The sequence below is a fragment of the Sphingomonas fucosidasi genome, assembly GCF_036663855.1.
In the GTDB taxonomy this organism is placed as follows: Bacteria; Pseudomonadota; Alphaproteobacteria; order Sphingomonadales; family Sphingomonadaceae; genus Sphingomonas; species Sphingomonas faeni_B.
Window position 1 is genome coordinate 357667 of sequence record NZ_JAXOJR010000002.1, and the last position, 17461, is coordinate 375127.

Below are 17461 nucleotides of genomic sequence, written 5' to 3' on the forward strand. Positions count from 1 at the left end.
GGGCGTCGAGCGAACCCGGCAGGGACCTTCCGCGAACGGCCGACATCCGCGCCAGCCGGACGCCATCGCGACCGGCACGCATGCCCGTGCGGCCCCCACCGCACACGTCGTCGCTCGACGGAGTACCGTGCCTCGGCCACCCCCTGGGCCAGGCAAGAGCGACCAGACGCCGGCAGGTCTCCTGGCTCACGGGTCATCACACGATGCACGGCCTTCCCAGGCCCTCGTGACGTAACGTCTGGCCCAGTGGCTGCCCCTTCTATGAAGGAAGAAGCGATATGCATCGCGCTCGCCGCTTACAGTTGCAGGGACAGCCTCGGATTCAGGCGGCGAACCACCCTCACCGCGTTCCCTATTAAGCCCCTCTCGGGACACCGACGCGATCATGCCGGCCTGCTTCAAAAGCAGATCAGCGGCGCCGATGTATCCCGATCAATGCCTCTGGGCAATCGCCATGCCCCAAAGCCACGACCTGACAATTTCGCCGCGGCTTTAAGAGACGGCGAGATTGTAGCCACCAGACAAGCTCGTCGAACCAATGCTCGCTCGTCGTACCTTTCGCATGCAGGCAGAACCCGTGGCCACCGCGCTCGTACCGGTGCAGTTCGGCCGCAGCTCCTGCCTGTCGCCGTGCAGTGCAGATCAGCACGGCCAGATGGCGTTTCGTCAGACGATGCCGGCCGGCGTGCACACGGAGCGGCTATCGCTGGCGGCGCGGCGTGTCGCTTGGACATTCCGCCTTGGTATCTGGCCGGTATTTGCCGGCAGAGCGAACAGCCCTGCCGCGGCGCAACCAGTGAAGAAGGCCGGTCGCGAATAGCAGCGTCGGCACGAAGCCCAACAGGACCGCGAGGATCCGCGTCGCCATTCCGCCGACTGTCCCGTCGTGCAGCGTGCGTATCCAGCTCACCAGGAAGGTCCCGGTGCCGGCGCGCCGAACATCGTGCACCGCCAGCACCCGGCCCGAAGGCTGATCGACGAAGACGTAACTGCCGGGGAAGCGTGGGTGAGGATCGCCGTCCACCTGAAGTCGCACCCTGATCGGCGCATCCCGCGCGCTGGGCACATCCACGAAGACGATCCGGCCGTCAGGCAATGCCCGGTGCGCTATCCCGAACGCGCGAACGATCGTGATCCGGCCCGCTCCATCATCGACCGACTTCGGCGCGGGTATCGCCGCAGGTCGGAACAGGGCTTGCGTAACGGCAGGCAGAGCCAGCAACACGCCGGTCGCGACGAGCACGAACAGCAGCACCATGTTCCACAGGCCGGACAGCTTGTGGAGGTCCCGCAGGCGACGGATCGGTGCGGCGTCGCGCTTGAAGGCGAGCGCCTTGCGCCAGCGTCCGCGCGGCCACCAGGCCACCACGCCACTGATCAACAGCAGCAGCATCGGCACCCCGGACCAGCCCACCACCTGACCGCCGATATCCCCGGCAAGAAGGGCCATATGAAGTTGGTAGAGCCAGCTCATGAGATAGCCGCCCCACGGTTCGGCACGAACGATGCGCGTGCCATCGGCCGAGAACCATACCATCATCCGGTCGCCGTGGTGGCCGGGCGCCGGATAATAGCGCGCCGGGATCGCACCGCCTTCGCCCGTTGCTTCAAGCGTCCACTTGCCGCCTGTGTCGTGCCAGCGTGCCCGCCCGGTCGCCAGCGCGCGATCCCAGACGCGTGCGTTCAAATCGGGCGCAGGATCGTCGCGACCGGCCTGGATCGCAGGATGAAGCGCCGTGTCGATGCCGGTGTAGAAGACGAGTGCCGAGCCTGTGAGGCCCAGCACCACGAACAACAGCCCGACACTCAACCCCAGCCAGAGATGGACGCGCCGCACGAGAATGCGCGCGCGCGATGCCGCTGATCGCCGATGCCCGGTCATCGTCAGAACCGCGTCGCCAGCGCGACCTCGAACGATCGCGGCGCGCCGATATAGACGTTGGTGGTCGGATAGCCGGAATATTCGCCGTAGAAAGCATCGGTCAGGTTGCGGCCCCGCAGCGTCACGGTTGCCTGTGGTGCGACCGGGAACGATAGGCTTGCATCGAGCACGGTATGCCCTGCGACCCCGATGGTGTTGGCGGTGTCGGTGTAGAAGGCGCTCGCGTGGCGGAGGAAGCCGCCCAGCGTCACCGTGTCGGCGATCGTATAGAGCGCCGAGCCGTTGACCGTGGTCGAGGGGATGTTGATCGGACGGTTGCCGCGCCGGTCGACGCGCACGCCGCTCACCAGCTCCGAGAGTTGGTCATATTGCGCGTCGGTATAGGAGACGCCACCCGACAGGCGCAGCGCCTTCACCGGCGCGACGACCGCCGACAGTTCGACACCCTGCGACGACTGGCGGCCGCCCTGTACGGCCAAGGCCGGGTTGTTCGGGTCGCGGGTCAGGATGTCCTTCTGCGCGATGCGGTAGGCGGCGCCGGTCACGCTTGCCCGTCCGCCCCAGCCGCTTGCCTTGAACCCGGCCTCGTAGGCGCGGCCCTTGGTCAGCCGGAACCGGCTGTTCGCGATCGAGGCAAGCAGGATCGACGACACCGGCGATACCGCGGTCGTATACTGCGCATAGAGGGTCAGACCGCCGCCTGCGTCCCAGGTCGTCCCCACCCGCCACGATACGGGGTTGAAGGTCGGACTGTTGCGATCGACCGCGCCGCCCACATTCTGGATCGTCGCCCGGTCCAGCTCCATGTGATCCCAGCGCACCCCGCCGACCAGCAGCCATTTGGGCGTCAGGTTCAGCGCGTCTTCGGCGAACACGGAGGTCTGCTTCAGTTTGGAATCGAAGGTGACGTTGCCGGCGGTGAAGATCGCCGTCCCCGTGGGCAGGGGTAGGGTCGCCGGGTTGCGCACGTCCACCGCCGGCAGGGCCGAGACGGGCGCCGTCTGACGCAAGCTGACGAAATCGGTGTCGTTATGCTCGACGCCAAGGCTGAAGCGGTTGCGCCGGCCCGCGATGACGCTGTCGTTGCCGGCGACCCCGCGCGCATTCCAGAACTGGTGATCGTGGCGGAAATCCTGATTGGTCTGGCGGAAGCTGCCGTTCGGAAACGCCGGTGTGGGCGCAACGTAGGCCTGGCTGTCCGCCAGCAGGAACGCGCGTTTCGCGGTATAGCCGGTCAGATCGAGCGCGAACGTCCAACCGCTGCCGATCGACCAGTCCAGCCGCGAGCGCACGGTCGTCTCGTCGGCGCCGGAATAGGCCCCCTGCGGATTGTAGTTGCGGCGTCGCAGCGCGCGATCGGCGACCAGGCCGTTCGCGCTCGTCACCGCGTCGGTCGGGCGCAGCGCATATTGGCCGGGGATCAGCGGCAGTCCCTGATAGGTCGCGTCGTAGCGATCCTCGAAATGATCGACCGCGACCAGCAGCGACAGGCGGTCGCTCGGCTTCCATAGCGCGCTCGCGGTCAGTCCGGCCGAGAAGGTGTCGTTGTCGTCGACGTCGTAGAGGCTGTCCGAGCGCTGGTAGCTGGCGTCGGCGCGCACCGCGATCGTCGACGACACCGGCAGGTTGACCCCGCCGGCCGCGAACACCGTGTCGAAACTGCCGACCGACAGCAGCGTGTCGAGGTGGCGTTCGCCCAGGACCGGCTTGCGCGTCACCTTGTTGATGACGCCGGCCAACGCCCCCTCGCCGTAGAGGACGGACGCCGGTCCCTTCAGGACTTCGATTCGGTCATAGTGCCAGTTGTTGCTGTCACGCTGGACGACGGTCGAAGCGGACACCCGCACCCCGTCCTGGAGGATCGACACGGTATTGCCGGCGAAGCCCCGCATGCTGACGACCGCCGGGTTGCCGGGAACGTTGCCGGCGACGGCGCCCACCACGTCGTTGAACGTCTCGCGCGCGGTGCGCAGCCCGCGGACCTGGAGATCGTCCTGCGTCAGCACCTCGATGCTCGCCGGCGTCTCGCGGATCGTCAGGCCGAGACGACTGCCGGCTTGTACCTGATCGTTCAGCTTGAGCGGGTCGCGCTGGCCGGTGACGATGATCGTCGCGTCGATGCGTTCGTCAGAATTGGTGTCGCGCGTCTGTGCGCCAGCCGGAACGGCCAGCAGCAGGCACGGCACCGCGGCGCCAGCCAGCAAATATGTTCGGATCATGAGATTACCTTCGACCGGCCCTGCGCGCGATGCGTGCAGGGTCGCACTTCATGGACGCGCTGCCTGATGCAGCGCGAAATGACAGGTCAGAGGTAGGTCGGGGGCGCCCGCAAGGGTGGTCGCAGGAACGCCGGTTGAGAGTGCCCCGGCGGAACGGCTATCGTCAGGCCGATGGCCATGACGAACGCGATCAGCGCGGCAAGCTGGATCGGGTCTATCGGGCCCAGGACGGCGGCTGACAGTCCGGTGAAGGCGCAGGGCATCTCCGCCTTGCCGTGGTCGTTCGACTTGCCGTGGCCGGCCGTGTCGTCGTGCATCCCCGGCATGTCCATCGTCCCCGGCATGTCTATCGTCCCCGGCATGTCTATCGTCCCCGGCATGTCCATCGCCATCGCCGCGGAGGTGGTACCCGAGCAGATGGTGATGGCAAATCGGCCGTGATCCGTCGCGATCATGTAGCCGGTCGGTACCAGCAGCTTCATCAGCAGCGTCGCAGCGCAAAGCAGCACAGCGAGATGGCGTTGCGCGAAAAGATGCCGGACGGTGTGCACAGGGAGCCGACTACCCCCGCTGGCGGGGAGTGTCACTCGGACATTCCGTCTCGCCTGTTTCCCGTTTCAACATCCTCTTCGAGACAGGCCGCAGCGTCGTGCCGTGCCGGCTATCGCGATCCGCCGTCGCGGCAATGGCCGAAACGCCGCCAGTCCGCTAACCTCTCCCATACCGCAGCATGGGCGGCGTCTTCGGCAATGTGCAAGCTGGTGGCGTGACGGGCGGTTGGGGTTTATCGGTACGGCATGACGCATCCCTTCTACGCCATCCACACGCACGGCTTGGTCCGGGTCGCCGCCGCTACGCCGCGAGCGTCGGTGGGCGATACCGGCGCGAATGCCGAGGCCACGATCGCGTTGGCGCGCGAGGCGGACGCGAAGGGCGTCGACCTCGTCGTGTTCCCCGAACTGAACCTCACCTCCTATGCGATCGACGACCTGCATCTCCAGACCGCGCAGCAGCGCGCGACGCTGGCGGCGATCGCGACCGTGGTCGAGGCGAGCGCGACCTTGCGGCCGATGTTGCTGGTCGGCGCGGCGCTGGTGCGCAACGGGCGGCTGTATAACTGCGCGCTGGCGATCGCGCGCGGGCGCGTGCTGGGCGTGGTGCCGAAGACGTTCCTGCCCAACTACCGCGAATTCTACGAGAAGCGCTGGTTCGCGAGCGGCGCCGGCCTGACCGGGCTGACGATCGACCTCGACGGCGAAGAGGTACCGTTCGGCACCGACCTGATCTTCGCCGCGCGCGACCTGCCCGGCTTCGTGGTCCATGCCGAGATCTGCGAGGATTACTGGGCCCCTACCCCGCCCTCGACCGCGGGCGCGCTCGCGGGTGCGCTGATCTGCTGCAACCTGTCGGCGTCGAACATCGTCATCGGCAAGGCACGCGAGCGGGCGATGCTGGCGGCGTCGCAGTCGGCGCGCGCGGTCTGTGCCTATGTCTATTCCGCCGCCGGGCCGGGCGAGAGCACGACCGAAGTCGCCTGGGACGGCCAGGGCCTGATCCACGAACTCGGCGAGCAGATCGCGGAATCGGAACGGTTCTCGACTGAGCCGGAACTGGTGATCGCCGACATCGATTGCGAACGGATCACGCAGGAACGCCTGCGCAACGGCACGTTCAACGATGCGGCGATATTCGCCGGCAACCCCGAAACGCGCTTCCGACGGATCGGATTCGATCATGCGGTGGTGCTTGAAGCTGAGATCAATCTCGAAGCCAACGATCCTCCCCCGCAAGGGGGAGGTGGCAGGCGCAGCCTGACGGAGGGGGAGGAAAGCGCAACCTCTGTTCCGTGTCCTCCCCCTCCGTCGCCTACGGCGCCACCTCCCCCTGGCGGGGGAGGATGGAACGACCTGCAACGTGCCATCCGCCGTTTCCCATTCGTCCCGAACGACCCCGCGCGCCGTGACGACGACTGTTACGAGGCGTTCAACATCCAGGTGGAGGCGCTATCGAAGCGGCTGGTCTCCGCACACGCCGAGACGATCGTCATCGGCGTCTCCGGCGGGCTCGACTCGACACATGCGCTAATCGTCGCGGCCAAGGCGATGGACCGGCTCGGCCGCCCTCGCAGCGCGATCCTCGGCTTCACCATGCCGGGCTTCGCGACCGGTGACGGCACCAAGGCAAACGCCTGGGCGCTCATGCGCGCACTCGGCATCACCGCCGAAGAGATCGACATCAAGCCCGCCGCCCGCCGCATGCTGGAGGATATTGGCCACCCGTTCAGCGAAGGCGAACCGGTCTACGACATCACCTTCGAGAATGTGCAGGCAGGGCTGCGCACCGATTACCTGTTCCGCCTCGCCAACCAGCGGCGCGGGATCGTGCTCGGCACCGGCGACCTTAGCGAGATGGCGCTCGGCTGGTGCACCTACGGCGTCGGCGACCAGATGAGCCATTACGCGGTCAACAGCGGCGTGCCCAAGACGCTGATCCAGTTCCTGATCCGCTGGTGTATCCGCACCGACCAGTATGACGCGGCGACCGATGCGATCCTGTCGACGATCCTCGCGCAGGAAATTTCGCCCGAGCTCGTGCCGGCAGGCGCGGATGGCGCGTTGCAGAGCACCGAGTCGATGATCGGGCCGTATGCGCTCAACGACTTCTTCGCGCATTACGTGATCCGCCACGGCCTTGCCCCCTCGAAGATCGCGTTTCTCGCCTGGCATGCATGGCGCGATGCGAGCGTCGGCGCGTGGCCGGAGGACCTGCCCGAGGATGCGCGCGTCGCCTACGACCTGCCGACGATCCGGAAATGGCTGGAAAAATTCCTGTTCCGATTCTTCACGACCAGCCAGTTCAAGCGGTCGGCGATGCCCAACGGCCCGAAGGTCTCCGCGGGCGGTGCGTTGTCGCCGCGCGGCGACTGGCGGGCGCCGTCGGATGGGATCGCGACGGCCTGGATCGAAGAATTGCGGTCAAGCGTTCCATAGGGTTAGCTGCGCTACCTTGCATAAACCGCCCGCGCGGCGCATTATGAAAATCCTATGACAGTGGCTCCACCGGATGGATCGCGCGATCGCCGGATCGAGATCCCATCTAACCTTTGGCTGATACACCCGGCAGGCCGTGCGCTTTTGCCGTTCGCCTTGGCGCGTGGAATTTCCGCGAATGCGGTGTCGGTCATGGGGCTCTGTCTCGGCGGAGGTGCTGCGCTCGCCTATACCCAATGGGGCAATTGGGCGCTGGCGCTGGTCGGCTTGGTGCTGTCGATGGGATGGCTGATCGCGGACGGACTCGACGGCATGGTCGCGCGCGCGACCAAGACCGCGAGCCCGCTCGGCCGGATGCTCGACGGTCTGTGCGATCACGGCGTCTTCGCGCTGATCTACGTCTCGCTCGCGCTGACGATCGATACGCCCGAAGCCTGGATCCTCGCTTTCGCCGCTGGCGCCGCGCACGCGGTGCAGTCGAACATGTACGAGGGCGAGCGCTCGCGCTTCCATCGCCGGATCAAGGGCGTCGCGCTCGAAGCGCCCCCCGTCCCCACCGGCAACGCGCTCGTCCGCTTCTACGACGGGGTCGCGAGCAGCATCGATCGGATCGCCATGCCGTTCGAGCGGACGCTCGGCCAGGCCAGCGATCCGGTCGCGCTCGGTGCGCTGTACGGGGCTCGCGCCGTCTCCCCGTTGCGCTTGATGGCCTTGCTTACCGCGAATGTCCGGGTATGGGCGATCTTCGTCGCCTGCTTCGTGGGCAATCCACGCATCTTCTGGTGGTTCGAGATCGTCCCTCTGACGCTCGTGGCCATCGTCGGGCTCGTCTGGCACCGTCGTGTCGAGCGGGCTTTCGTTCGTAATACTTCTGCAACGCGACCAAAGACCGCGTCGCGCATGCATCTTTCGTAAGGAACAGGGTCAGTAATGAATAGCATTCGGATCGCCGTGGTCGGCATCGGCAACTGCGCGAGCTCGCTCGTGCAAGGCCTCGAGCATTACCGTGAGGGCGCCAACGACCAGGTCGGCCTGATGCATTTCGACATGGGTGGCTACAAGCCGAGCGACATCAAGGTCGTCGCGGCCTGGGACGTCGATCGCCGCAAGGTGGGCAAGGACGTCGCCGAGGCGATCTTCGCCAAGCCGAACTGCACCGCGGTGTTCGCACCGAACGTGAGCAACACCGGCACGATTGTGAAGATGGGCAAGAAGCTGGACGGCGTCGCCGACCACATGGCCGACTTCAAGGACGACCGCACGTTCCTCGTCTCCGACGCCGCCGAGCCGACCCGTGAAGAGGTCATCGCCGAGCTGAAGGCATCGGGCGCCGACGTGCTGATGAACTATTTGCCGGTCGGTTCGCAGGAAGCGACCGAATTCTACGCCGAATGCGCGATCGAAGCGGGCGTGGCGTTCGTCAACAACATCCCCGTCTTCATCGCCTCGAACCCCGTTTGGGCGAAGAAGTTCGAGGACGCCGGCGTCGCGATCATCGGCGACGACATCAAGGCACAGCTCGGCGCGACGATCGTTCACCGCGTGCTGACCGACCTGTTCGCCAAGCGCGGCGTGAAGCTGGATCGCACCTACCAGCTCAACACCGGCGGCAACACCGACTTCCTCAACATGTCGAACCATCGCCGTCTCGAGTCGAAGAAGATCTCGAAGACCGAAGCGGTCCAGTCGGTCGCGGCCGAGCGGATGGACGACGACAATGTCCATATCGGTCCGTCGGACTATGTCCCCTGGCAGAACGACAACAAGGTCTGCTTCCTGCGCATGGAAGGCCAGCTGTTCGGCGGCGTGCCGATGAACATCGAGCTGCGTCTCTCGGTCGAGGACAGCCCCAACTCGGCGGGTGTCGCGATCGACATGATCCGTTGCGCCAAGATCGCCAAGGATCGCGGCATCGCCGGCGTGATTGACCCTGCCTCGGCCTATTTCTGCAAGCACCCGCGCACGCAGATGACCGACGATCTCGCACAGATCGAAGTCGAGCGGTTCATCAAGGCCGCCTGACATGATCGACACGCCCCGGATTGAAACGGCGATCATCCTCGCCGCCGGGGAAGGCAGCCGCCTTCGCACCTCCGCCCCGTACAAGCCGCTCTGCGCGGTCGCGGGGCGGCCGTTGATCGCCCACGCGCTTGAGGGGCTGGCGGAAGCCGGTTTCGCGCGGGCGATCGTGACGGTCAGCTATGGGCGCGAGGCGATCGAAGCGTACCTCGCGAGCCGGCGCTGGCCGCTGGCGGTCGAGACGGTGCTCGCCGACCACCGCGAACCCAACGGCGTCTCGGTATTGGCGGCGCGCGATGCCTTGGCCGGGGACGAAGCAGTCCTCGCAATGTGCGACCACCTCGTCAGCCCAGACCTTTACGCGCGCATGGCGAAAGCCGGCGCTGGCGGTGGTCTCCGCCTCGGCATCGACCGGCGCCTCGGCCATGACTGGGTCGACCCCGAGGACGTCACCTGCGTCGCGACCGAAGGCGACCGCATCGTCGCGATCGGCAAGGGCCTCGAACCGCACGACTGCTACGACACCGGCGTCTTCGCGATCGGCCCCGCGCTGTCGGATGCGCTGGCAACGCTGGCCAGCCCGTCTTTGACCGAAGGCGTCCGCCTGCTGGCTGCGCAAGGCCTCGCCCGGATCGTCGATTGCAGCGACATCGACTGGATCGACGTCGACGACGCGCCTGCTCTGGCGAAGGCCGAGGCATGGATGGCGACGAAGGCGGACGCCGTCGCCGCCTGACCCAGCCGAGTTCGCGTCCGAGAACTCCCTGTTACCAACGACACTTCTGTTCCTTGTTCCCTCGCGAACGCGGGGGCCCAGGAGCCACAGGCACCGCCCTATATTTAGCTGGGCCCCCGCGTCCGCGGGGGAACGGCTAGGCGGCGCTCTGTGTCTCGGTCCAACCGACCCCTCCCCAACACCACCCCGGCGAAGGCCGGGGCCCAATTGGGGGGACGGCTATAACGAAGCGCAGTCCGCCGTTACTGCAACCTTTCCAACTGGGCCCCGGCCTTCGCCGGGGTGGCGGAGTTGATGAGATGAGGTGACGTAAGGCCCCGCCCTACTTCGCCCGACGAACCGTCAGAATCTTAACCGGCGCGGCAATCATCTGCCCCTTCATCACCCCGACCCCAGCGGTCGCCGAAATCGGCGCAGCAAGGATGCGTTTCACCACGTCCATCCCCTCGACGACATGCCCGAACGCCGCATACCCCGCGGTATCCCCACTCCCCGTCGGGTTCGCATCCAACGACAACACCGGCCCGACGGTAATGAAGAAGTCCGCCGTCGCCGTCCCCGGCGCCAACCGCGCGAGCGAGATCGTCCCGTCGACATGCGACAACCCGGTCTTGCTGGTCGGCTCGTGCGCGACGGGCTTCAGGATGCGCTTCGGATCATTCTGCGGCCCGCCCTGGATCAGCCCGGTCCCCTGCCCCAGGTTCATCGCGCGATAGAACGTCACCCCATCGAGCCGCTTCTGATCGACATAGCGCAGGAAATTCGCGGTCGTTAGCGGCGCGCGATCCTTCTCCAGCGCCAGCGTGATCGGCCCCTCGCTGGTCGTCATCACGATAGAGACGGTCGCCGCCGGCACCGCCTCGGCCGGAACAGGCGTAGCCGGTGCAGCCGGAGCGACGGTTTGCGCCGAGCCGGAAACGGCACAGAGAAGGACGAGCGAAGCGCCAAGCGTTTTCAAGATCATGACCAAGGCTACCGCGGCAAACGCGCCCTGTCAGCCGAGAACGTCAGCCGGGAACGATGCGAAATTGCGCGGCCCAAACTATTGCTTGGGTTTGCACGCCCGCGCGCAATGCGTATCCGGGAAGTGATGACCGATCTCGCCATTCTCTACGAGCACCCGCTCTGGTTCGAACCGCTGTTCGCCGCGCTTGACCGCCGCGGTGTCGCGTTCACCCGCGTCAAACCCGACGGCTTCTGGAACCCCGCCGACCAGAGCGCACCCGCCCCCGTCGTCTTCAACCGGATCGCGATGTCGAGCTTCCTGCGCAACGACGAGCATCCGATCTTCGATACGATGGCGATGCTCGATCACTGGCGCCGCACGGGCGCACGCGTGATCAACGGCACCGACGTGCTCGCGATCGACGCATCGAAGGCGCGGCAGTTGTCGCTGATCGCCTCGCTCGGCCTCGCGATCCCCGAAACGCGCGTCGTCCACCGCGCCGCCGACGTCGTCCCCGCCGCGCAGACGCTACGCTTCCCGCTGGTCGTGAAGGCGAACATAGGCGGATCGGGGGCCGGCATAATCCGCTTCGACAGCCTCGAAGAATTGCGCACCGCCGTAGCCGACGCCGGCCTCCCGAGCAGCGTCGACGGCGTCCTGCTAGTCCAGGAATACGTCCCCGTCCGCGACGGCGCGATCACCCGGATCGAGACGCTCGACCGCAAGTTCCTCTACGCGATCGAGGTCGCCGGCGGCGGCGCGTTCGATCTCTGCCCGGCGGATGCATGCGTCGTCCCCGGTTCCGGCATCAAGATGGCCGCGGTCGAGCCGTCGCAGACCTTGAAGGACGCCGCCGAAGCGATCGCCCGCGCGGTCGATCTCGACGTCGGCGGAGTCGAGGTGATGATCGACGACCGCGATGGCGTCGCGCGCTTCTACGACATCAACGCGCTGTCGAACTTCGTCGCCAAGCCCCTCGACGTGCTCGGCTGGGATCCCCACGACCGCCTCGTCGATTACCTGGTCGAACAGATCGAGAAGGCCCGCTGATGCGCTATGGTTACTGGACTCCCGTCTTCGGCGGCTGGCTTCGCAACGTCCCCGACGAGGGGATGGAGGCGAGTTGGGCGTACACCAAGGCGCTCACGCAGAACGCCGAGCGCTGGGGCTACGACCTGACGCTGATCGCCGAGCTGAACCTCAACGATATCAAGGGCATCGAACAGCCTGCGCTGGATGCATGGTCGACCGCGGCGGCGCTCGCGGCAGTGACCGACAGCATCGAGCTGATGGTCGCGGTCCGCCCGAACTTCCACCACCCCGCGCTGTTCGCCAAGGCGGCGGCGAATATCGACCGGATCTCGGGCGGACGCCTCGCGCTCAACGTCGTGTCGTCCTGGTGGGCGGACGAGGCGAAGCAATACGGCCTCCAGTTCGACCAGCACGACGATCGCTACGCCCGCACCGCCGAGTGGCTGACCGTCGTCGACGGGCTCTGGACCGAAGAACGGTTCGACTTCGCGGGCCAGTTCTACACCACCGAACAGGCGATCTGCTCGCCCAAGCCCGCCAAGCGCCCGACCGTCTACGCCGGTGGCGAGAGCGAGAAGGCCAAGGCGATGATCGCCGCGCAGTGCGACGCCTACGTCATGCACGGCGACCCCGCCGACGCGATCGCGCCGAAGATCGCCGACATGGCCGCGCGACGTGAAGCAGCCAATGAGAAGAGGGGCGGCGGCGCACCGATGCAATACGGCATGGCTGCCTACGCGATCGTCCGCGACAGCGAGGCGGAGGCGAAACGCGAACTCGAGCGCATCACCAGCGTCACCGAACTCCCCGCCGGATACGCCAATTTCGACCAGTGGTTGTCGGGCACGCAGCTCGAACGCGAGTTGAAGATCCAGGAATACTCCGTCTCCAACCGCGGCCTGCGCCCCAATCTGGTCGGCACGCCCGAGCAGTTGAAGGAGCGTGTCGCGGAGTACGAAGCCGCCGGTCTCGACCTGCTGCTGCTCCAGATGAGCCCGCAGGCCGAGGAAATGGAGCGGTTCGCCGCGCAGGTCATGGGCACCGCATGATCCGCCTAACTGACGTCGTTAAAACCTACCCGGCAACCGACGCGGCTGCCCTCGACGGCGTGTCGATGGAAATCCCGGCGCGTGGCGTATTTGGCGTCATCGGCCAGTCCGGCGCGGGCAAGTCGACGCTGATCCGCCTGATCAACGCGCTAGAACGTCCGACGTCGGGTCGAGTCGAGGTCGACGGCGTCGACGTGGCGGCATTGTCGGCGGCAGACCTGCGCGCGCTACGCCGCCGGATCGGCATGATCTTCCAGAATTTCGGCCTGCTGTCGTCGCGCACGGTCGCGGCAAACGTCGCGTTCCCGCTGGCGCTCGCGGGCGTATCCAAAGCCGAGCGCGAGACGAAAGTCGCTGCGCTACTCGACCGCGTAGGTCTCGCCGATCACACCACCAAATATCCAGCCCAGCTATCCGGCGGCCAGAAACAGCGCGTCGGCATCGCTCGCGCGCTCGCCACCGACCCCGACATCTTGCTCTGCGACGAAGCCACTAGCGCACTCGATCCCGAAACCACCCGCTCGGTCCTGACCCTCCTCCGCGAACTCAACCGAGACCTCGGTCTGACGATCGTCCTGATCACGCACGAAATGGACGTCGTCCGCTACGTCTGCGACCGCGTCGCCGTCCTCGAACGCGGCCGTATCGTCGAAACCGGAGACGTTACCGACATCTTCGCCAACGCCACGCACCCGGCGACGCGGCGCATGCTGGCGGCGCTGGCGGCATGAGCTTCTTCGCCAACATCGACTGGTCGGACATCGGCCAGGCGTGCCTCGACACGCTGATCATGCTCGGCGGGTCGCTCGTGCTCACGATCGCGTTCGGGCTTCCGCTTGGCGTCCTGCTCTACCTCACCGGCCAGGGCCGCCTGTCGCAGAACCGCGTCGCCAACGTCGTGCTCGGCGTCATCGTCAACATCCTCCGCTCCGTCCCGTTCATCATCCTGCTGATCGTGATGATCCCGCTCACCGTGATGCTCGTCGGCACCTCGCTAGGCGTCGCCGGCGCGATCCCCCCGCTCGTCGTCGGCGCGGCACCCTTCTATGCGCGGCTCGTCGAGGGATCGCTCAAGGAAGTCGACCGCACCACGATCGAGGCGGTGCAGGCGATGGGCGCCACCACCCGCCAGATCGTCACCGGCGCGCTGATCCCCGAGGCGCTCCCCGGGCTGATCGCCGGCGCCACCGTCACCGCGGTTGCGCTCGTCTCGTTCACCGCGATGGCGGGCGTGGTCGGCGCGGGCGGGCTCGGCGATCTCGCGATCCGGTTCGGCTATCAGCGCTTCCAGACCGACGTCATGGCCGTCACCGTTGTGCTGCTGGTCGTGCTCGTCCAGATCATCCAATATGCCGGCGACGCGCTCGCCCGCCACTTCACCCGCCGCTAGGAATCGCCATGAACCGTCGCACCCTGCTCGCCTCGTTCTCGCTCCTGGCGCTCGCCGCCTGCGGAGGCGCCAAGACCAACGACGGCAAGACGCTGACGATCGCCGCAACCGCGGTGCCGCATGCCGAGATCCTGGAATCGATCAAGCCGACGCTGGCGAAGGAGGGCGTCGACCTCCAGATCCGCGTCTTCAACGATTACGTCCAGCCCAACCTCCAGGTCGAACAGAAGCAGATCGACGTCAGCTATTTCGAAACCAAGCCGTATCTCGACCAGTTCAACGCCTCGCGCGGTACGCATCTGGTGACGTACGCCGGCGTCCATGTCGAGCCGCTCGGCGCCTATTCGCGCAAGTGGAAGTCGATCGCGCAGATCCCGAACGGCGCCACCGTCGCGATCCCCAACGAGCCGAGCAACGGCGGCCGCGCGCTGCTGTTGCTCCAGAAGGCCGGGCTGATCACGCTCCGGAACCCGACCAACCCGCTGTCGAGCCTCAACGACATCGCCACCAATTCGAGGAACCTCAACTTCAAGGAACTGGAGGGCGCAACCCTGCCCCGCACGCTCGGCGAGGTCGATCTCGCGCTGATCAACACCAATTATGCGCTCGACGCGAAGCTCAACCCGGTCCGCGACGCGCTCGCGATCGAGGACAAGAACAGCCCTTACGTCAATTTCGTCGTTGGCCTGCCCGGCGGCGAGAAGGACCCGCGGGTCGTGAAACTGATCGCGGCGCTGCGCAGCCCGGCGACCAAGACCTTCATCGAGCAGCATTATCGAGGTGCGGTGCTGCCCGCCTTCTGATACCGGCGCGGCCTCGTTCGCGTAATCCTTGAGGCTCCATGACGGTCGTCGCCGCGTATCTCTATCGTCATGGCAAGCGCGTCCGCGCGGTCTCGATCGACGAAAAGGTCGATTGTCCGGCGGATCGCTCCGAGTTCGTCTGGATCGGGATATGCGACCCGACCGACGACGAGATGCGGACGCTCAAGGAGCAGTATAACCTCCACCCGCTGGCAGTGGAGGACGCGATCAAGGCGGACCAACTGCCCAAGGTCGACGTGTATGGCGACCAGCTCTTCGTGGTCGCGCGCACGGCGCAGCTCGAGGCGGACAAGATCGCGTATGGCGAGACCGCGATCTTCGTCGGCCACAGCCACATCATCAGCGTCCGCCACGGCTCGGCGCGGTCTCATAAAGCGCTACGCGAACAGCTTGAAGCCGCGCCGACCTTGCTGATCAACGGCGTCGACTACGTCCTCCACGCAATCCTCGACTACGTCGTCGACGGCTATCTGCCGATCATGGAGAGCATCGAGGACGAGGTGCTGGCAATGGAACAACGCACCATCGACGCGTTCCTAGGCCGCGACGAGATCGTCCGAATCTTCGGCTTGCGTCGAGAAATGATCCGGTTCCAGCGGATCCTGGGACCGATGGGCGAGGTCGCGGGCAAGATCGTCCGGCTCGACCTGCCCTGCATCGATACCGAGGCCAAACCGTATTTCAGCGACGTGCTCGACCATGTCCGCCGCGTGCAGACGATGGTCGAGGGCCTGCGCGAAGTGCTGACGTCGGTGTTCGAATTCAGCAACCTGCTCGAACAGCAACGCACCGGCGCGATCACCCGCCAGCTCGCCGCCTGGGCCGCGATCCTCGCCGTCCCCACCGCGATCGCCGGGATCTACGGCATGAACTTCGAGAACATGCCCGAGTTGAAGACGGAATATGGGTATTTCATCGTGCTGGGTGTGATCGGCGTTGTGTGTTCGGCGCTGTATGTGAAGTTCAAGCAGGCGAAGTGGCTATAGCGCGACGACCACTGACTCCGTCATGCCGGGCTCGTTCCGGCATCCACTGTTCCGCATAGTCGCCAGCCGTCGCTTCGCGGCACGGTGGACCCCGGAACAAGCCCGGGGTGACGAGGGTGAAACCAGCCCCTTACTTCGTCCTCCCCCGCCAGGGGGAGGTGGCTGGCACTCGCCAGACGGAGGGGGAGGTAAGGGACAACCGCTGTTGCGTGTCCGCCCCCTCCGTCGCCTTCGGCGCCGCCTCCCCCTTGCGGGGGAGGATCGAACGCCGAGCGACTGTCGTTCAAACCTTGACGAGCATCTTCCCCATATTCCCACCCGAGAACAGCCCCAAGAACGCATCCGGCATCGTCTCGAGCCCTTCGTGCACCGTCTCCTGCCGCTTCAGCGTCCCCGCGGCCAGCATCCCGCCCATGTCCTTGTAGAATTCGTCGGCGCGATTCATGAAATCGCTGACGATGAACCCGCGGATCTGGATGCGGTTACCGATCAGCCGCGCGAGATACTTCAACTGCGTCGCCGCGCCGCTGTTATACACGTCGATCATCCCGCACACTGCGAACCGCGCATGCATGTTCGCATGTGCCAGCGCCGCGTCGAGATGCTCGCCGCCGACATTGTCGAAATACACGTCGATGCCCTTCGGTGCAGCCTGACCCAGCGCCTTCACCACCGGTACGTCGCCCTTGTAGTCGATCACCGCATCGGCCCCGAGCGACTTCACCCACGCGCATTTCTCCGCGCCGCCAGCCGAGCCGATCACCGTCATGCCCTTGGCCTTGGCGACCTGCACCACGGTCGATCCGACCGCGCCCGCCGCCGCCGACACGAACACCGTGTCGCCCGCCTTCGCCTCGGCAACCTGGAGCAGACCAAAATACCCCGTCATCCCCGGCATGCCGAGCTGGCCGAGAAACGCCTGCGCCGGCACGTCGAGCGCGGGCAGCTTCTGCACCTGCGCCGCCGGCACCACCGCCTCGTCGCGCCAGCCCGCCATGTGCAACACCATGTCGCCGACCTTGATGCCGTCGCCGTTGCTCTCGACCACTTCGCCGACCGCGCCGCCCTGCATCGCCTCGCCTAGCGCGAACGGCGGGACATAGCTCTTCACGTCGTTCATCCGCCCGCGCATGTACGGATCGACCGACAGCCAGCGGTTGGCAATCCGGACCTCGCCAGCGCCGAGCACAGACTGGTCGAGATCGATCATGGCGAAGTCGGTATGCTTCGGCATGCCTTGCGGACGTGCCTTCAGGCTCCATGCACGGGCCATAAACTTGCTCCTGTCTAGAATATTCGTGTTATCGGTATGGCGGAACATACCCGCAGCGCAACCCGCAAAAAAGCCCGGACGTTTCCGCCCGGGCTCGTTGCTGGCCGGCATCAGC

At 66.1% G+C, this 17461-nt stretch carries 15 protein-coding genes and 1 riboswitch; of the genes, 10 read left to right on the forward strand and 5 right to left on the reverse strand.

Features of this window, described 5'->3' with window-relative positions; all coding sequences use genetic code 11:
- Positions 1 to 154: 154 nt before the first annotated feature.
- Positions 155 to 394: riboswitch (cobalamin riboswitch) on the reverse strand.
- A gap of 306 nt (positions 395 to 700) precedes the next feature.
- The 3 genes from U1737_RS05170 to U1737_RS05180 form a co-directional block, all read right to left on the reverse strand.
- Positions 701 to 1882, reverse strand: a complete 1182-nt coding sequence (locus U1737_RS05170; RefSeq protein WP_332795868.1) for a PepSY-associated TM helix domain-containing protein — start codon at positions 1880 to 1882, stop codon at positions 701 to 703.
- A gap of 2 nt (positions 1883 to 1884) precedes the next feature.
- Complete coding sequence (locus tag U1737_RS05175) at positions 1885 to 4101, reverse strand: TonB-dependent receptor (protein WP_332795869.1); 2217 nt, start codon at positions 4099 to 4101, stop codon at positions 1885 to 1887.
- An 86-nt stretch (positions 4102 to 4187) separates the two neighbouring features.
- The gene (locus U1737_RS05180) at positions 4188 to 4688 is read right to left on the reverse strand and encodes a DUF2946 family protein (protein ID WP_332795870.1); all 501 of its coding nucleotides are present in this window, start codon (positions 4686 to 4688) and stop codon (positions 4188 to 4190) included.
- Between the two features lie 210 nt (positions 4689 to 4898).
- Between U1737_RS05180 and U1737_RS05185 the strand changes: the two genes are divergently transcribed.
- The 4 genes from U1737_RS05185 to U1737_RS05200 are packed head-to-tail and all read left to right on the forward strand — an operon-like array spanning position 4899 to position 9846.
- On the forward strand, positions 4899 to 7091 hold the full coding sequence (locus U1737_RS05185; protein WP_332795871.1) for an NAD(+) synthase: 2193 nt from the start codon (positions 4899 to 4901) through the stop codon (positions 7089 to 7091).
- A 54-nt stretch (positions 7092 to 7145) separates the two neighbouring features.
- The gene (locus U1737_RS05190; protein WP_332795872.1) at positions 7146 to 8006 is read left to right on the forward strand and encodes a CDP-alcohol phosphatidyltransferase family protein; all 861 of its coding nucleotides are present in this window, start codon (positions 7146 to 7148) and stop codon (positions 8004 to 8006) included.
- A 15-nt stretch (positions 8007 to 8021) separates the two neighbouring features.
- A complete protein-coding gene (locus tag U1737_RS05195; RefSeq protein WP_132735585.1) occupies positions 8022 to 9113 on the forward strand; it encodes an inositol-3-phosphate synthase in 1092 nt (363 codons plus the stop codon).
- A 1-nt stretch (position 9114) separates the two neighbouring features.
- Positions 9115 to 9846 (forward strand): phosphocholine cytidylyltransferase family protein, encoded by a 732-nt coding sequence (locus tag U1737_RS05200; protein ID WP_332795873.1) that lies wholly within the window; start codon positions 9115 to 9117, stop codon positions 9844 to 9846.
- A 322-nt stretch (positions 9847 to 10168) separates the two neighbouring features.
- Here the strand turns inward: U1737_RS05200 and U1737_RS05205 are convergent, their stop codons facing one another.
- Positions 10169 to 10810 carry a peptidylprolyl isomerase gene (locus U1737_RS05205; RefSeq protein ID WP_332795874.1) on the reverse strand — a complete coding sequence of 214 codons (642 nt, stop codon included), beginning with the start codon at positions 10808 to 10810 and terminating at the stop codon, positions 10169 to 10171.
- A 108-nt stretch (positions 10811 to 10918) separates the two neighbouring features.
- Between U1737_RS05205 and U1737_RS05210 the strand changes: the two genes are divergently transcribed.
- From U1737_RS05210 to U1737_RS05235, 6 genes are read left to right on the forward strand one after another with little or no spacing between them, the layout of a single operon-like run.
- Positions 10919 to 11842: an ATP-grasp domain-containing protein gene (locus U1737_RS05210; protein ID WP_332795875.1), complete on the forward strand. Its 924-nt coding sequence runs from the start codon at positions 10919 to 10921 to the stop codon at positions 11840 to 11842.
- Positions 11842 to 12873, forward strand: coding sequence for an LLM class flavin-dependent oxidoreductase (locus tag U1737_RS05215; RefSeq protein WP_248522186.1), 1032 nt, complete (start codon positions 11842 to 11844; stop codon positions 12871 to 12873). The genes U1737_RS05210 and U1737_RS05215 overlap by 1 nt, the downstream gene beginning before the upstream one ends.
- Complete coding sequence (locus U1737_RS05220) at positions 12870 to 13604, forward strand: methionine ABC transporter ATP-binding protein (protein WP_248522188.1); 735 nt, start codon at positions 12870 to 12872, stop codon at positions 13602 to 13604. The genes U1737_RS05215 and U1737_RS05220 overlap by 4 nt, the downstream gene beginning before the upstream one ends.
- The gene (locus U1737_RS05225) at positions 13601 to 14263 is read left to right on the forward strand and encodes a methionine ABC transporter permease (RefSeq protein WP_248522190.1); all 663 of its coding nucleotides are present in this window, start codon (positions 13601 to 13603) and stop codon (positions 14261 to 14263) included. Before U1737_RS05220 ends, U1737_RS05225 begins: the two co-directional genes overlap by 4 nt.
- 8 nt (positions 14264 to 14271) lie before the next feature.
- Positions 14272 to 15066: a MetQ/NlpA family ABC transporter substrate-binding protein gene (locus U1737_RS05230; protein WP_332795876.1), complete on the forward strand. Its 795-nt coding sequence runs from the start codon at positions 14272 to 14274 to the stop codon at positions 15064 to 15066.
- Positions 15067 to 15104: 38 nt separating this feature from the next.
- A complete protein-coding gene (locus tag U1737_RS05235) occupies positions 15105 to 16073 on the forward strand; it encodes a magnesium and cobalt transport protein CorA (RefSeq protein ID WP_332795877.1) in 969 nt (322 codons plus the stop codon).
- A 283-nt stretch (positions 16074 to 16356) separates the two neighbouring features.
- Here the strand turns inward: U1737_RS05235 and U1737_RS05240 are convergent, their stop codons facing one another.
- Positions 16357 to 17346 (reverse strand): NADP-dependent oxidoreductase, encoded by a 990-nt coding sequence (locus U1737_RS05240; RefSeq protein WP_248522196.1) that lies wholly within the window; start codon positions 17344 to 17346, stop codon positions 16357 to 16359.
- Between the last annotated feature and the right edge of the window lie 115 nt (positions 17347 to 17461).

Coding starts and splice junctions, on each gene's coding strand:
- U1737_RS05220 (WP_248522188.1), top strand. CDS start 12,870: ATGATCCGCCTAACTGACGTCGTTAAAACCTACCCGGCAACCGACGCG.
- U1737_RS05175 (WP_332795869.1), bottom strand. CDS start 4,101: ATGATCCGAACATATTTGCTGGCTGGCGCCGCGGTGCCGTGCCTGCTG.
- U1737_RS05195 (WP_132735585.1), top strand. CDS start 8,022: ATGAATAGCATTCGGATCGCCGTGGTCGGCATCGGCAACTGCGCGAGC.
- U1737_RS05210 (WP_332795875.1), top strand. CDS start 10,919: ATGCGTATCCGGGAAGTGATGACCGATCTCGCCATTCTCTACGAGCAC.
- U1737_RS05225 (WP_248522190.1), top strand. CDS start 13,601: ATGAGCTTCTTCGCCAACATCGACTGGTCGGACATCGGCCAGGCGTGC.
- U1737_RS05200 (WP_332795873.1), top strand. CDS start 9,115: ATGATCGACACGCCCCGGATTGAAACGGCGATCATCCTCGCCGCCGGG.
- U1737_RS05170 (WP_332795868.1), bottom strand. CDS start 1,882: ATGACCGGGCATCGGCGATCAGCGGCATCGCGCGCGCGCATTCTCGTG.
- U1737_RS05190 (WP_332795872.1), top strand. CDS start 7,146: ATGACAGTGGCTCCACCGGATGGATCGCGCGATCGCCGGATCGAGATC.
- U1737_RS05215 (WP_248522186.1), top strand. CDS start 11,842: ATGCGCTATGGTTACTGGACTCCCGTCTTCGGCGGCTGGCTTCGCAAC.
- U1737_RS05240 (WP_248522196.1), bottom strand. CDS start 17,346: ATGGCCCGTGCATGGAGCCTGAAGGCACGTCCGCAAGGCATGCCGAAG.
- U1737_RS05205 (WP_332795874.1), bottom strand. CDS start 10,810: ATGATCTTGAAAACGCTTGGCGCTTCGCTCGTCCTTCTCTGTGCCGTT.
- U1737_RS05185 (WP_332795871.1), top strand. CDS start 4,899: ATGACGCATCCCTTCTACGCCATCCACACGCACGGCTTGGTCCGGGTC.
- U1737_RS05235 (WP_332795877.1), top strand. CDS start 15,105: ATGACGGTCGTCGCCGCGTATCTCTATCGTCATGGCAAGCGCGTCCGC.
- U1737_RS05230 (WP_332795876.1), top strand. CDS start 14,272: ATGAACCGTCGCACCCTGCTCGCCTCGTTCTCGCTCCTGGCGCTCGCC.